This is a genomic window from Streptomyces sp. AC602_WCS936 (assembly GCF_019049125.1).
GTDB lineage: Bacteria > Actinomycetota > Actinomycetes > Streptomycetales > Streptomycetaceae > Streptomyces.
In genome coordinates this window covers 50,033-63,979 of sequence record NZ_JAGMUF010000016.1, presented here as the reverse complement: position 1 = coordinate 63,979, position 13,947 = coordinate 50,033, and the positions used below count along the sequence as shown (strand labels likewise).

At 75.6% G+C, this 13,947-nt stretch carries 12 protein-coding genes; 7 read left to right on the top strand and 5 right to left on the bottom strand.

Translation table 11 applies throughout. From position 1 onward, the window contains the following. Positions 1-42: 42 nt before the first annotated feature. Positions 43-3,180, bottom strand: coding sequence for a sacsin N-terminal ATP-binding-like domain-containing protein (locus tag KUM03_RS07425; RefSeq protein ID WP_217246214.1), 3,138 nt, complete (start codon positions 3,178-3,180; stop codon positions 43-45). Positions 3,181-3,257: 77 nt separating this feature from the next. Then, the gene (locus KUM03_RS07420) at positions 3,258-4,181 is read right to left on the bottom strand and encodes a DUF3027 domain-containing protein (protein WP_217246213.1); all 924 of its coding nucleotides are present in this window, start codon (positions 4,179-4,181) and stop codon (positions 3,258-3,260) included. A 354-nt stretch (positions 4,182-4,535) separates the two neighbouring features. Between KUM03_RS07420 and KUM03_RS07415 the strand changes: the two genes are divergently transcribed. The 4 genes from KUM03_RS07415 to KUM03_RS07400 all read left to right on the top strand — a co-directional run bounded on the left by KUM03_RS07415 (position 4,536) and on the right by KUM03_RS07400 (position 8,109). Further along, a complete protein-coding gene (locus KUM03_RS07415) occupies positions 4,536-5,927 on the top strand; it encodes an MFS transporter (RefSeq protein ID WP_217246212.1) in 1,392 nt (463 codons plus the stop codon). An 88-nt stretch (positions 5,928-6,015) separates the two neighbouring features. Then, complete coding sequence (locus KUM03_RS07410) at positions 6,016-6,528, top strand: DUF2771 domain-containing protein (RefSeq protein ID WP_217246211.1); 513 nt, start codon at positions 6,016-6,018, stop codon at positions 6,526-6,528. 23 nt (positions 6,529-6,551) lie between these two features. Continuing rightward, on the top strand, positions 6,552-7,247 hold the full coding sequence (locus tag KUM03_RS07405; protein WP_217246275.1) for a futalosine hydrolase: 696 nt from the start codon (positions 6,552-6,554) through the stop codon (positions 7,245-7,247). Further along, positions 7,237-8,109, top strand: a complete 873-nt coding sequence (locus KUM03_RS07400) for a 1,4-dihydroxy-6-naphthoate synthase (protein WP_217246210.1) — start codon at positions 7,237-7,239, stop codon at positions 8,107-8,109. Before KUM03_RS07405 ends, KUM03_RS07400 begins: the two co-directional genes overlap by 11 nt. A 12-nt stretch (positions 8,110-8,121) precedes the next feature. Here the strand turns inward: KUM03_RS07400 and KUM03_RS38840 are convergent, their stop codons facing one another. After that, on the bottom strand, positions 8,122-8,505 hold the full coding sequence (locus KUM03_RS38840) for a cold-shock protein (protein WP_053132946.1): 384 nt from the start codon (positions 8,503-8,505) through the stop codon (positions 8,122-8,124). Between the two features lie 161 nt (positions 8,506-8,666). On the opposite strand from KUM03_RS38840, the gene KUM03_RS07390 reads away from it, so the two are divergent. Further along, positions 8,667-8,939: a hypothetical protein gene (locus KUM03_RS07390; RefSeq protein WP_217246209.1), complete on the top strand. Its 273-nt coding sequence runs from the start codon at positions 8,667-8,669 to the stop codon at positions 8,937-8,939. On the opposite strand, the gene KUM03_RS07385 is transcribed toward KUM03_RS07390, so the two are convergent. Next, entirely contained in the window at positions 8,894-9,550 is a 657-nt protein-coding gene (locus tag KUM03_RS07385) for an HAD family hydrolase (RefSeq protein WP_217246208.1), read from the bottom strand. The two genes, KUM03_RS07390 and KUM03_RS07385, sit on opposite strands and share 46 nt — an antisense overlap. Positions 9,551-9,587: 37 nt before the next feature. After that, entirely contained in the window at positions 9,588-10,604 is a 1,017-nt protein-coding gene (locus tag KUM03_RS07380) for a hypothetical protein (protein ID WP_217246207.1), read from the bottom strand. Between the two features lie 137 nt (positions 10,605-10,741). Here KUM03_RS07380 and KUM03_RS07375 point away from each other — a divergent pair, with 137 nt between their 5' ends. Next, complete coding sequence (locus KUM03_RS07375) at positions 10,742-13,318, top strand: helicase C-terminal domain-containing protein (RefSeq protein ID WP_217246206.1); 2,577 nt, start codon at positions 10,742-10,744, stop codon at positions 13,316-13,318. A 412-nt stretch (positions 13,319-13,730) separates the two neighbouring features. Further along, on the top strand, positions 13,731-13,943 hold the full coding sequence (locus KUM03_RS07370; RefSeq protein ID WP_217246205.1) for a hypothetical protein: 213 nt from the start codon (positions 13,731-13,733) through the stop codon (positions 13,941-13,943). Positions 13,944-13,947: the final 4 nt, after the last annotated feature.

Sequence of the window (13,947 nt, the reverse complement as noted above, 5' to 3'; positions counted from 1 at the left end):
CGCGCAGTTCCCCGCGCCCCTTTGGGGCGCGATGCAGCCCCGTCAGTCGAACCAGCGGTCCCTCGCCAGTTCCTCCGTGCGCGACTCGTCCTCCAGCAGCGCCGCCACCTCGAACCGCCGCGGCCACTGCCCCGCCGCCCAGGCCAGCCCGGCCGCCACGCCCTCCAGCGTCGCCGCGTGCAACGCGCCGTCGTCCGTGACCCGCCAGTCGATCTCCACGCCGTCGACGACCAGCTCCTCGTGCTCCGCGTACGACGCCGGGGTCCGCGCCCCCAGCAGCACCCGCACCGGCTCCGGTACGTCGTGTTCCGTGCCCTCGGAGTCCACGGCGCCGGTGACGGACTCGCTCAGCCGCCGCACCTGGAACAGTTCCGCCAGCTCGGCCGCCCGGGCCGGGCGTACCGGCAGCAGCGGGACGCCGGTCGTGAAGGGCAGCAGGTCGGGTGAGTCGACGACCACCGCGTCGGCGGCGTCCACCACGCGCACCTCGCCGTCGACCACGGCCCGCACCTCGTCCGGCAGGGTGACCTGCTCGGGGTCCAGGTCGGCCAGCGCGCCGTAGAGGGCGTGGAGTTGGGCGGCCGTGACGGGGCGTTCGGGGTCGGCGAGGCGGTCCAGCAGCTCGGCCGCGCCGCCGGGCTCGTCGAGCAGGGCGGCCACCGAGGTGCGTACGCCCAGCGCCCGCAGCACCTGCTCGTCCTCGAAGCCGGACGCGTCGGCCTCGTCGTACAGGCCGCGCAGCAGCGGGTCGCCGCCCGCCGCGCGCAGTCCGGCCGGGCGGCGGCCGCCGAGCACGGGGTGCCCGCGCAGCCACCACGCGGTGTAGGGCCGTACGACCTCGTGGGTGCCGTCGTGCAACAGGATGCGCACCGGCTGGACCAGCGCGTCGCGCAGCGGGGGCCGGGAGAGCAGGGCGAGGGCCTCGGGCCAGCGGTCGTCGTCCACGAGGTCCAGGTCGCGCACGGCGACGATCTCGGTGGCGACCGGCGGGACGGGGCTGTCGGGGAAGCGGTCCAGGACGTCCTCGCTCCACACGTCCACGGCGTCCAGCAGACCCGCGTCGTCGGGCTCGGCGAAGTCGCCCTCGCGGGGCTCCAGTTCGTCGGGGTCGAGGACCACGTCGGTGGCGCGGACCAGGGCGAAGGTGACGAGGACACCGCAGGCGGCCAGCGGCTCCGGGCCCCACTTCTCGGCCAGCTCCGCGTCCACGGCGGCGAGTTCGTCCTCGCGCATGACGCGGGCGAAGGGGCCGTCGGGGAAGACGAGTTCACCGGCCGGGGAGAGTTCGCCGTCCTCGTCGGTCAGGGCGAGGGCGCCGAGCCAGGGTTCGTCGCCGGGTTCGAGTCCGGCGTCGCGGACCAGGCCGAGGACGGTGTCGGCCAGTTCGTCGGCGTCGAGGGTGTCCTCCTCCCAGTTGGTGCCGCCCTCGTCGTCGAGGGAGGCGGCGACGGCGGCCCTCACCTGCGGGGTGGTGAGTACGGCGCGCGGGGTGGCCGGGAGGGCGCCGAGCTTCTCCAGGAGCGGGTGAGCGGCGTCCGGGTGGGCGACCTTGAGGCCGAGGCGGGTGAGGACCTCCGGGTCGAGGGAGGCGGCGTCCGGGGAGGGGAGCAGCACCTGCCGGGGCCCGATGGTCGTACGGCCGTCCGCGAGGGGCACGGGCAGCCCGGACAGCCGGTCGGGGTCGACCCCGGCGAGGCTGTCGTACAGCCGTCGCCACCACTCGGGGGCCTTCTCCAGGCCCGCCAGCCGGTCGATCGCGTCGGTCAGCGGCACGCGGGCCACGCCCAGGGTGCGCAGCTCCACCCGGCGCTCCAGGCCGGCGGGCAGCAGCGTCGGCAGCACCTCGGCGAGGACCCGTACGGTGTCGGCGCCCGCGCCCTCGGCCACCTCGGCGTCACGGGGGCGCAGGGACTCGGGCAGGTCGGGGTCGTCCTCGCGCGGTGCGGCGGCGGGCGGCAGGAAGGCGGTGCGGGGCAGCCGTTCGAGGATCGCCTGGCGCAGGGCGCCGTCCAGTTCGCCCTTGCCCAGCGGTCCGGGCACGAGGTCGACGAGACCGGCGGAGACCGGGCTCCAGTCGCCGAGCAGTCCGGCGTAGGCGTCCGCCGCCCGCTCGGTCAGGAAGTCGGTCAGCGGGCCGCGCGCGGCGTGCCGGCGGGTGGAGTCCAGCGGGTAGGAGGCGATGAGCAGGGCGGGCACGCCGAGGGGTTCGTCGCTGGGCGTGGGGGCGTGCAGGACGGGGCTGGTGCGGGGGCGGACGGGGCCGCCGTCTCCGTCCACGGGTACCGCCCAGGTCACCGACCAGTGCGGGCGCAGCCGTTCCTCGACCGGCCGGTCGGCGAGGAGGTCGGGGGTGAGCGGGCCGTGCGCGACGGAGGTGCGCCAGCGGGTGGTGCCCTCCCGGGAGTCCTCGACGACGGTCAGCGGGCCCTCGGTGCGGCGGGACAGCGTGCGGGACGCGTCCCCGGTCTCCACCACGACCTCCTCCAGGCCCGGCAGGGCGAGGAGCAGCGCGTCGTCCACGGCGTTCAGGAGCCGTTCGGCGAGGTCGGCGGCGGCCGTGTCGCGCAGCGGGAGGATGACGGCGGTGTCGTAGGGGCTCGGGGCGCTGCCCTCGGCGGGGAACGGCAGCCGCAGCAGCGGGACGTGTCCGTCGCGGCGCCGGATCTCGTCGCCCAGGCCGGGGCTGTGCAGGGCCGTGTCACCGGCCAGTCCCCGCGCCTCGGCCAGGGACCAGCGCACGCCGCCGTGCCGGCCGACGACGGCGGGCTCGTCGGTGACCGCGAGGACGGCGGCGAAACCGACCCCGAACCGGCCGACGGCGCCCTGACCGGCGTCCCGCTTGGCGGAGGCGCGCAGCGTGGACAGCGACTCGACGCCGGCCGCGTCCAGCGGGGCGCCGGTGTTGGCGGCGACCAGGACGCCGTCGCGCAGGGTGAGCCGGAGCCGTCCGGGCACGCCCGCGCGGGCGGCGGCGTCGGCGGCGTTCTGCGCGAGCTCGACGACGAGCCGGTCGCGGTAGCCGCCGAGGACGAGGTCCTCCTCCGCGTTGGCGTCCTCACGGAACCGGGCCGGGCTGGTCGCCCAGGCGTCCAGCACTCCGCGCCGCAGACGTGCCGTACCGAACGGATCGGCGCCCTCGGCGGCAGGCCGCACGAACATGCTCACGGTGACTCTCCTCATCGACGGACCATGAAGGTACCGCCGCGAGCCACGACACACCTCATCCGCTCACCCGTCGGACGCGGCCCGCGCCGCGGCTACGAGTGCCCGAGATCCGCCGCCTCGTCGTCGGCCACGGACACCGACCCGGAGTCCGCCGCCGGCCGCAGCGGGAACGGATCGACCCGCGTCTCGTCGATCACCGGCGGAGCCACCCGCGGCGGCTTCGGCATCACCGCCGCCTCCGAGTGCCCGCCGCACCCGTAGGCCAGCGACACGACGTGCCCGTCGGCCGGCGAGAACTCGTTGGCGCACACCCCGAAGGCCTGCCCCAGCGAGCCGCCGATCCGGGCGAGGAAGCCGCAGCTCACGCAGGCCGCGGGGGCCGCCTGGGCCATCGGGGTCTTCGGCCCGAAAGCATCCTCCCAGCGGTCGGCGGCGACGTGCAGCCCGTACCGGGACAGCACCCGGGAGCGGCGCAGGCCCAGCTCCTCGGCGACCGCGGAGATCGTGCCGCGAGCCGGGACGGCCGACAGTTCGGCGGGCGGTCCGGCGGTCAGCTCCGCGTCCTCCGCCTCCACCAGGTCGGCCATCTCGTGGGAGACGGCGGAGTTCGGCGGCGGCTCGTCCTCGCCGGTCCAGCCGGGCTCCAGACGCAGGTCGTCCGCGTCGGTGGGCAGCAGGTCGCCGGGGCCCATGTCGCCGGGGCGCAGCCGCTCGCTCCACGGCACCCACTCGGGGGCGAGGAGGGCATCCGGGCCGGGCAGCAGCACCGCCTCGTCCACCGTGACGATCTTGGCGCGGGAGGCGCGGGCGACGGTGACGGCCCAGCGCCAGCCCCGGTAGCCGAGCTCCTTGCAGGCGAAGTAGTGGGTGACGACCCGGTCGCCCTCCGACACCATCCCCTCGTGCTCGCCGACGACGCCGGGGGCGGCGGCCTCCTCGGCCGCGGCCCGGGCGAGGTCGACGGCCTCGGCGCACAGGCGGTCAGGGGTGCGGCTTCGCGTTGTCGCTGCGCTCACAGGTATCGCTTCTCTCCATACGCCGTCTCACGAGTGCGCCACTGCCTGCGAGGGGCGGACGGAGCGGACCTGTGGACCGCGTCGACGTCCGCGCCCGATCGCGCTCGGGCACGCCTACGTCATCCATTCTGCGGGATGGCCGTACGGCGCGCGGCCGAGAACGTTCGCCACGGCGCGCTACGCACGCTACCTGCTCATGTGCGCTGGGCCTACACCGACGGCAGCTTCGGCGGGGTACGGCCGCCCGATCCCCGGTGCCGGCGGCCCGCCGCGGCGCCGGTGTCACCCGACTCGATGGCCGCCATACGTGCCGTATGGACGCTACAGTCCCGGCTCTCGGGGCACTATGACGGGGTGGCAGCCGCACGGACGGAGTTCAAGGGCGGGAGCCGGGGGCGGGGCCCCGGCTCCCGGTTCCGTGCGGTCGGCCGGGCGCTGCGCCTGCCGGTGACCAAAACGGCGCGCGGCATCCGCAAGGCGACGCACGCGCACGGCGCCGGCGAGTCCGGCCTCGGCAAGCTGATCGAGCTGCACGGCGTGAACGGCGCCGGCGACGTGATGATCACCGTCGCCCTCGCCTCCACCGTCTTCTTCTCCGTGCCGACCGACGAGGCGCGCGGGCGGGTCGCGCTCTACCTGGCCATCACCATGGCTCCGTTCACGCTCCTCGCCCCGGTGATCGGCCCGCTCCTGGACCGCCTGCCGCACGGCCGGCGTGCGGCGATGGCGGCCGCGATGGGCGCGCGGGCGCTGCTCGCGCTGGTGCTGTCCGGGGCGGTGATCGGCGGCAGCATCGAGCTGTATCCGGCGGCGCTCGGCGTGCTGGTCGCCTCCAAGGCGTACGGCGTGGTCAGAAGCGCGGTGGTGCCGCGGCTGCTGCCACCGCGGTTCTCCCTGGTGAAGGCGAACTCGAGAGTGACCCTGTGCGGGCTGCTCGCCACCGGCGTGGCGGCGCCGATCGCGGCGGGACTACAGGCGGTGGGGCCGCGCTGGCCGCTGTACGGCGCCTTCGTGATCTTCGTGGCGGGGACGGTGCTGTCGTTCACGCTGCCGCCGAAGGTGGACTCGGCGCGGGGCGAGGACCGGGCGCTGCTCGCCGCCGACGAACGGCACCTGCACGGCCCGCACCTGAGGCCCGTCAAGCGTCCCGGGCTGCGCACGGTGGGCCCGGCGGTGACGCACGCGCTGGCCGCCAACGCCGCGATCCGCTGCCTGTCCGGGTTCCTGATCTTCTTCCTGGCCTTCCTGCTGCGGGTGCACCCGCTGTCCGGGCAGAGCGCGGCCGTGTCCCTGGGCATCGTGGGCGTCGCGGCGGGCGCGGGCAACGCGCTGGGCACGGCGGTCGGGGCGTGGCTGCGCTCGCGCGCGCCGGAGATCATCATCGTGACCGTCGTCGCCGTGGTGCTGGGCGCGGCGCTCACGGCGGCGGTGTTCTTCAGCACCGTGCTGGTGGCGTGCCTGGCGGCGGTCGCCGGGTTCGCGCAGGCGCTGGCCAAGCTGTCGCTGGACGCGCTGATCCAGCGGGACGTCCCGGAGCAGGTGCGCACCTCGGCGTTCGCACGCTCGGAGACGCTGCTCCAGGTGTCGTGGGTGCTGGGCGGCGCGGTCGGGATCGTGCTGCCGCTCAACGGCACGCTGGGTCTCGCGGTGGCGGCGGCGATCGTCGCCGCCGGGTGGCTGACGACCGTACGGGGGCTGATCGACTCGGCCCGGCACAAGGGAGCGGCCCGGCCGAGGGTGGCGTGAGAGGGACGGAGCGGCCTGGGGTGGCGTGATCACGCCACGCCGTACCCAGGTGGGGGGCGGGCCCGGGGCGCCGTATAGCCTTCGCACCATGACCACGTTGCCCCGCGGCGCAGCCGCTGATCAACACGGCGCTGTGCGACGCCGCCGCGCCGTCGCCGCCGCCGGCGCCGTATCCGCCGGACTGCTCCTGCTGTCCGCCTGCGACCAGCCGACGCCCATGGCCACGGTCACGGTCGGCAGTGACTCGGTCAGCTCCGAGGCCACCTGTGGCGGCGAGGGCAAGACCCTGGAGATGGCCGAGATCCAGAAGTGCCTGGAGAAGGACGACGTCGAGTCCATCACGGTCAACCCCGACGACACCGTGCGCTTCGGCGTGGACCCGGAGATCGCGGACGAGCGCTGGACGATCCTGATGAACGGTCAGCAGCTGACCGACGACACGGACAACACCTACCGCACGGTGCCGGGCAGCGTGTTCTTCAACGCCCAGTACGGCGCCCAGGGCGACTCCACGCTCGTCACCATCAAGGCCGGCGACGGCAAGGACGACAGCGAGGAGGCCACCGGTCTGTGGTCCTTCCGCCTGAAGAAGGACGACTGACCACGTCCTCCGTACGCGTCCTCGTGGCCACCGCGGTCCCCGTCGAACGGGACGCGGTGGCCCAGGCGTTCCCGGGGGCCCGCGCGGAGGTCCCCCGCCCCGGGGTCACCCTCCACACACCGCCGCACGGCCCGGACCTCCTCGCGGCCGGCGTCGGCCCCGCCCTCGCCGCCGCCTCCACCGCCGCCGCGCTGACCGCCGCGGCCCTCGACGGCGCCCCCTACGCCCTGGTCGTCTCGGCCGGCATCGGCGGCGGCTTCGCACCTCACGCGCCCGTCGGCTCTCTCGTCGTCGCCGACGAGATCACCGCCGCCGACCTGGGCGCCGAGACCGCCGACGGCTTCCTGCCGGTGACCGAACTCGGCTTCGGCACCGTCACCCACTTCCCGCCCGCCGGCCTCGTCGCCGCCGTCGCCGCCGCGACCGGCGCCCGCCCCGGCACCGTCCTGACCGGGTCCACCGTCACCGGCACCGCCGAACGCGCCGCGCTGCTGCGCGCCCGCCACCCGCGCGCCCTGGCCGAGGCGATGGAGGGCTTCGGCGTCGCCGAGGCCGCCGCCGCGCACGGGGTGCCCGTGCTGGAGCTGCGCGCGGTGTCCAACCCGGTCGGCCCGCGCGACCGCGCCGCCTGGCGCATCGGCGACGCGCTGGCGGCCCTGACGGACGCCTTCGGGAAGCTCGCCCCCGTCCTCACGAGTTGGACCCCACATGACGACTGAGACCGTGCCCACCGTGCCGACCGAGCCCCTGCGGATCGCGTACTCCCCCTGCCCGAACGACACCTTCGTCTTCGACGCCCTCGCCCACGGCCGCGTCCCGGGCGCCCCCGCCCTCGACGTGACCTTCGCGGACATCGACATCACCAACGGCATGGCCGAGCGCGGCGAGGCCGACGTGCTGAAGGTGTCGTACGCCGTGCTGCCGTACGTCCTCGGCGAGTACGCCCTGCTGCCCTGCGGTGGCGCGCTGGGCCGGGGCTGCGGGCCGCTGGTGCTGACCCGGGAGGCGGACGCGGACCTGAGGGGCCGCACGGTCGCCGTGCCGAGCGAGACCTCCACCGCCTACCTGCTCTTCCGGCTGTGGGCGGCCGACACGGTGCCCGGCGGGGTCGGCGAGATCGTGGTCATGCCGTTCCACGAGATCATGCCGGCCGTGCGGGACGGGAAGGTCGACGCGGGACTCGTGATCCACGAGGCCCGCTTCACGTACCGGAACTACGGGCTGCACAAGCTCGCCGACATGGGCGAGCACTGGGAGCACACCACCGGGCTGCCGATCCCGCTCGGCGCGATCATCGCCAAGCGGTCGCTGGGCGAGGCGGCACTGACCCGGCTGGCCGACTCCGTGCGCGCGTCGGTCCGCGCGGCCTGGGACGACCCGGAGGCGTCCCGGCCGTACGTCATGGAGCACGCGCAGGAGATGGACCCGGCCGTCGCCGACCAGCACATCGGGCTGTACGTCAACGAGTTCACGGCCGACCTCGGCGAGGACGGCTACGCGGCGATCCGAGGCCTGCTGACCCGCGCGGCGGCCGAGGGACTGGTACCGGCCCTCGGCCCGGACGCGCTGGCGTTCCCGTAGCGGCGTGGCGGGTCAGACGTCCAGTTGGTCGGCGACCGCGCGCAGCAGCCCGGCGATCTTCTTGCCGGCGGTCTTCTCGGGGTAGCGGCCGCGCTCCAGCATCGGGGTGATGTTCTCCAGGAGCGTCGTCAGGTCCTGGACGATCGACGCCAGCTCGTCGGGCTTCTTGCGCTGGGCGGCCGCGACCGACGGGGCCGGGTCCAGCAGGGTGAGGGAGAGTGCCTGGTCGCCGCGCTGTCCGGCGACCACGCCGAACTCGACTCGCTGCCCCGGCTTCAGTGCCTCGACTCCGGCGGGGAGGACCGAGGAATGCACGAAGACGTCACCGCCGTCGTCGCGGGAGAGGAAGCCGAAGCCCTTCTCGCTGTTGAACCACTTGACCTTGCCGGTAGGCACGTCTGTCCTCGTCCTCGTACTCGTCGGAAAACTGCTCGGAAACGGCTCTTGATAGCACTTGGGCGGGTCGTCCGACCCGCCGGTGTCCAGGCTAATGGTCTGTAGGCCGGTGACAAGACGTCCCCCGGCTGTTCCTCAGGGCTGGGAACTACCCTGGTCGGGTGCGTGACAAAACCCAAACGAATTCCGCCGCGCCCGGTGACCGACTGATCCGCGCCGGTGCGATCGTCTTCTTCATCGGTACCGTGGCCACTCTGGTCACGGTGGCCCCGCTGCTGCTGGGCACGACGCCGTTCCCCACCTACATGTTCGTGCTGAGCATGCTGATGGGGGTCGGCTTCCTCATCGCCGGGGCGGGCGTCTTCCAGTCGATCGCGGCGGGCCGGCGTCAGGCCCGCGCGGCGGCCGCCCCGCCGGAGCCGGCGCCGCAGTAGTCCGCGAGCCACCCCGGGAACTCGGTCAGGTCGCCGAGGACCACGTCGGCACCGGCCTCCCGCAGCTCCTCGGCACTGCACGGGCCGCTGGCCACCGCCACGGAGCGGGCACCGGCGGCGCGGGCGCCGCGGACGTCGCCGAGGTGGTCGCCTACGTACACGTCCGCGGCGTGCTCGCGCAGGGCGACGGCCTTCTGTTCGGCCCACAGGTCGCCGATCACGGCGTCCGGCTCGATGCCGAGGTGGGCCAGGTGAAGCTTGGCGTTCGGCTCGTACTTCGCGGTGACGACGAGCGCCCGCCCGCCGGCCTCGCGCACGGCGGCCATGGCCTCGCGGGCGCCGGGCAGCGCGGGCGTGGCGGCGACGGCGTACGTCGGGTACATCTCCCGGTACAGGTCGGCGACGGCCTCGATCTCCTCGGCCGGGAACCAGTGCGCCAGCTCCTCCACCAGCGGCGGCCCGAGCCGCGTGACGGCCAGGTCGGCGTCGACGTACGTCCCCGTCCGCTCGGTCAGCGCCAGGTAGCAGGCGCGGATGCCGGGCCGCGAGTCGATCAGCGTCATGTCGAGATCGAAACCGACGGTGGGCGCGGGGCGGGTGGTGGAGGCCATGGGCTCCATTGTGCCGGGCGGTGTGACGGGGCCCGGGTCAGCCCCGTGGCCGACGGGTCCGCCACAGGAGGTACAGGGCCGTGGCCACGGCCGCGGTGCGCAGGACCCAGGGCCAGGTCTCGGTGACCGCGTCGTTCATGTGGCCCTCGGCGATGGGGGCGCCCCAGCGGCCCTCCGTGCGGCCCCACAGCCAGACGACCCCGGCGGCGGCGACCGTGCCGGGCAGGCCCAGCACCGCCCACTTCGACTGGGCGGGCGTCAGGCGCCGGGAGAGGTAGGCGATCAGCCAGCCCATGCCGAGCGGGACCAGGCTGCCCATGACGGCGCCGGCGATCAGCAGGGCGGCGGCCAGGAGCAGCAGGGGGTTGTTCCAGCCGCCCTCGGGCCACAGGCGGGGCAGACGGCGGCGCCGGGACGCGGCCGTCTCCGCGGCGACCGGCTCGGCGGCCTGAGCCACCGCCTCGGCCTTCTCGGCGGCCCGCTGCTCCCGTTCCTTCCGCTCGGCCTCGTCCCGCTCCCTCGGCGGGGGCTTGAGCAGGTCCGGGATCTCCACCCCGCCGACGAACCCGGGCACCTGATCGCCGATGCCCCCGTACGGGCCGCTGTCCACCCGCCACCAGTCGCGCTGGGCCGCGCTGTCGCCCAGCTCGTGGGCGCCCGCCAGGTGCGGCGGGGAGGCGGCCGGTGCCGGGGTGGCCTCGGGCGCGGTGGGGCGCGGGACGGCGCGGCGCAGGCCGCCCCTGTGCTTCTCCTTCTCGCGCGGCCCGCCGTCCGGCTGTTCGGGCACGGCGGTCGGCGGCGGCACCGGCGGGCGGCGGACACCGTCGGCGCCGCCCGCCGCCTCCACGACGTCGTCGGGGCTGCCGAGCCGGTCCAGGATGCGGCGGACGGCGGCGGGACTGTCCACGACGGCCTTCGCCCGGCTCTTGTCGATCTCGCCCCGCAGTTCGGACACCAGCCGCATGCGGGTGGCCGACGGCAGCTGCCGCTGCTGGGCCACGTCGCCGACGCGGCTCAGATACTCGAAGACGACCTGGTCGCTCTCGATGCCCACGAACGCCTCCGGGGCGGTGTGTTGTGGTACCCGTCGGACGAAGGTACCGAATCCTCCCGCGCTCGGCGGACACCCCCGCGCACGTCACCGGCGCACGCACCGCCCCACCGTCGTACCCACCCGCTACCGTGGGCCGGATGAGCACCGAGGAGAAGTCCGCGGCCCCCCGGTCCCTCGCGGAGGCGCTCCGCGTCAGGGACGACGTCTCGCTGGCCGCCCTCCTGCGCAGCCGTCCCGATCTCGTCACCCCCGTCCCCACGGACCTCACGCAGCTCGCCACCCGCGCCGGCACCCGCGCCTCGGTCGTACGCGCCCTGGAGCGGCTGGACCGGTTCGCGCTGCAGGCGGCGGAGGCGCTGGCCGTGGCGGTGGACCCGGCGCCGTACGAGGAGCTGCTGCGGCTCATGGCCGGCGACGAGGGTGACCCGGCCGTCACCGCCGCCCTGCCCCGGACGGTGGCGCTGCTGCGCGAGCAGGCACTGGTGTGGGGAGCCGACGACCGGCTGCGGCTGGTGCGCACCGCCCGCGAGCTCCTCGCGCCGTCCCCGCAGCACCCGTCCCCGACTGGCCTCGGGCCGACCGTGCGGGAGGCGACGGCGGGGATGTCTCCGGGGCGGATCCAGGAGATCCTCACCGCGGCGGGTCTGGCCTCGACCCACGACTCGGTCTCCGCCGTGTCCGCGCTCGGCGAGCTGTTCGGTGACCGCAAGCGGATGGCGGCGCTGCTGGCCGCGCTGCCCGGGGAGTCCCGGGATGTGCTGGAGCGGCTGATGTGGGGCCCGCCGTACGGGCAGGTCACCCACGATCCGGCGGCCCACCTGCGGGCGCTGCTGGACCGGGGTCTGCTGCTGCCGACCGCGCCCGGCACCGTCGTACTGCCCCGGGAGGTCGCCCTGCACCTGCGCGCGGGGCGGGCGCACCGGACGCCGGAGCCGGTGCCGCCGCCGGTGGAGGCCGCGGCCACGCACCGTCCACCGGTTGTGGACGCCACCGCGGCCGGGCAGGCGCTGGCGGCGCTGGCGACCGTCGACGAGCTGCTGAAGGAGTGGGACGAGGGCGGCCCGGCGGTGCTGCGGGCCGGCGGGCTGAGCGTGCGCGACCTGAAGCGGACGGCCGTCGCCCTGGACGTGCCCGAGCCGGTCGCCGCCTTCTGGGTGGAACTGGCCTACGCGGCCGGGCTGATCGCCTCCGACGGGGAGGCCGACGAGCGGTACGCGGCGACCCCGGCGTACGACGAGTGGCGCGAGCTGCCGCCGGCCGAGCGGTGGGCGCTGCTGGCCGAGTCGTGGCTGACGGCCACCCGGACGCCGGGCGTGGTCGGCGGGCGGGACGCGAAGGACCGTACGCTCTCGGCGCTCGGGCCCAACCTGGACCGCTCGGCGGCGCCGGAGGTGCGGCACCGGGTGCTGGCCCTGCTGGCGGGGCTGCCCGAGGGCGCCGCGCCCGACGGGGAGTCGGTGCTGGCCCGGCTGCGCTGGGAACGCCCCCTGCGCGGGCCCCGGCAGCGGGAGCAGCGGGACGACGACCTGCGCGGCCGGCTCGCCCGGTGGACGCTGTCCGAGGCCGAGCTGCTGGGCGTCACCGGGCGCGGTGCGCTCGCGGCACCCGGCCGGGCGCTGATCGGGGCGCCGGAGCCGGTCCGTCCGGCGGCGGAGCACGAGCCGGAGCCCGCGGGCCCCGGTGACAAGCTTCCCGTCCACCACCACCGCACGCCCCCCGTGCCCGCCCCCGCGACCCCCGCCGAGCAGGCCGTCGCCACCGCGGCCGCCGCCCGGCTGCTCGCGCCGCTCTTCCCCGAGCCGCTGGACCACGTGCTGCTCCAGGCCGACCTGACGGCGGTGGCGCCGGGGCCGCTGGAGCGGGAGCTGGCCGACGTGCTGGGGGTGCTCGCGGACGTGGAGTCGAAGGGCGGGGCGACCGTCTACCGGTTCACGCCGGGTTCGGTACGGCGCGCGCTGGACGCCGGTCGGAGCGCCGCCGACCTGCACGCCTTCCTGGCCCGGCACTCCCGCACGCCGGTTCCGCAGCCGCTGACGTACCTGATCGACGACGTGGCCCGGCGGCACGGGCGGCTGCGGGTGGGCGCGGCCTCGGCGTACGTGCGCTGCGACGACGACGCGACGCTGGACGAGATCCTGGCCGACAAGCGGGCCGCCGGCCTCGGCCTGCGCCGCCTCGCGCCGACCGTGCTGGCCGCGCAGGCCGACCCGGCGGCGCTGCTGGAGGGGCTGCGCGCGATGGGGTTCGCGCCGGCCGCGGAGTCCGCCGCCGGTGACGTGCTGATCGCCCGCGCCGACGCCCACCGCGCCCCGCCCCGTGCCGCGCCCCAGCCGGTTCCGGACGGTCCGCCGGTGCCCGACGACATCCTCCTGACGGCCGCGGTGCGCGCCATCCGGGCCGGCGACCTCGCCTCCACGGCCCCGCGCAAGCCGGGTGCCGGGGAGGGTGCGGGCGGCGGTCCGGCGGCGGGCGGCGAGCTGCCCCGCACGGGTGCCGCCGAGACCCTCGCCACCGTGCAGGCGGCGGTGCTGACCGGCGAGGCGCTGTGGATCGGCTACGTGAACGCGGAGGGCGCCGCCAGCCAGCGCGTCATCGCCCCGATCCGGGTGGAGGGCGGGTTCGTGACGGCGTACGACCACACGGCGGACGAGGTGCGCACGTATCCGCTGCACCGGATCACGGGCGTGGCCGAACTCGCCGACGACGCGCCCTGACGCGCCCCTCCGCCGCCCTCGTACGCGCCCCTCTTTCGGGGGTACGGGCCGGATCATGCACGCCACGCCGGGTGATTAGCACCTGAGAGGGAGCTTTTTTCATAATCCGCATCGATTTTTCGGCGGTCGGGCAGCCACCGGGTGTCCTGCACACCGAACCGAAAGGAACCACCCGATGCGTGCCGTTCGTCGAGTCGCCACCGTCCTGACCTCCACCGCCGCGATGATCGCGGCGTTCGCCGCCGAGGCCGCCGCGGTCGGCATCGACCTCGGTGGAGGCCTGACCCTCTGACCGCTCGCTGAGCTCCGCGTTCACGTCCCCTGACGGCGGGCCGGGTCCCAGCCCCCCTGGGCCCGGCCCGCTTTCCCCCTCCCTGGTCTCTCCGTCTCCCCGTCCTCCGAAAGGCACGTCATGCGCTCCAAGCTCCCCGATCCGGACCGTGCCGTCCGTTCCGCCGTGGCCGTCTCCGTCGCCGCCCTGATCACCGCCGCCGCGCTGTTCGGCGCCCTCGCCCCCAAGGCCGCCGCCCTGCCGCTGCCCCTGCCGGCCACCACGGTGGAGTCTCTGGTCACGGAGGGGGTCACGGTCGAGGGACCGCTGATCAACAACATCGCTCTGCGGTAGCCCG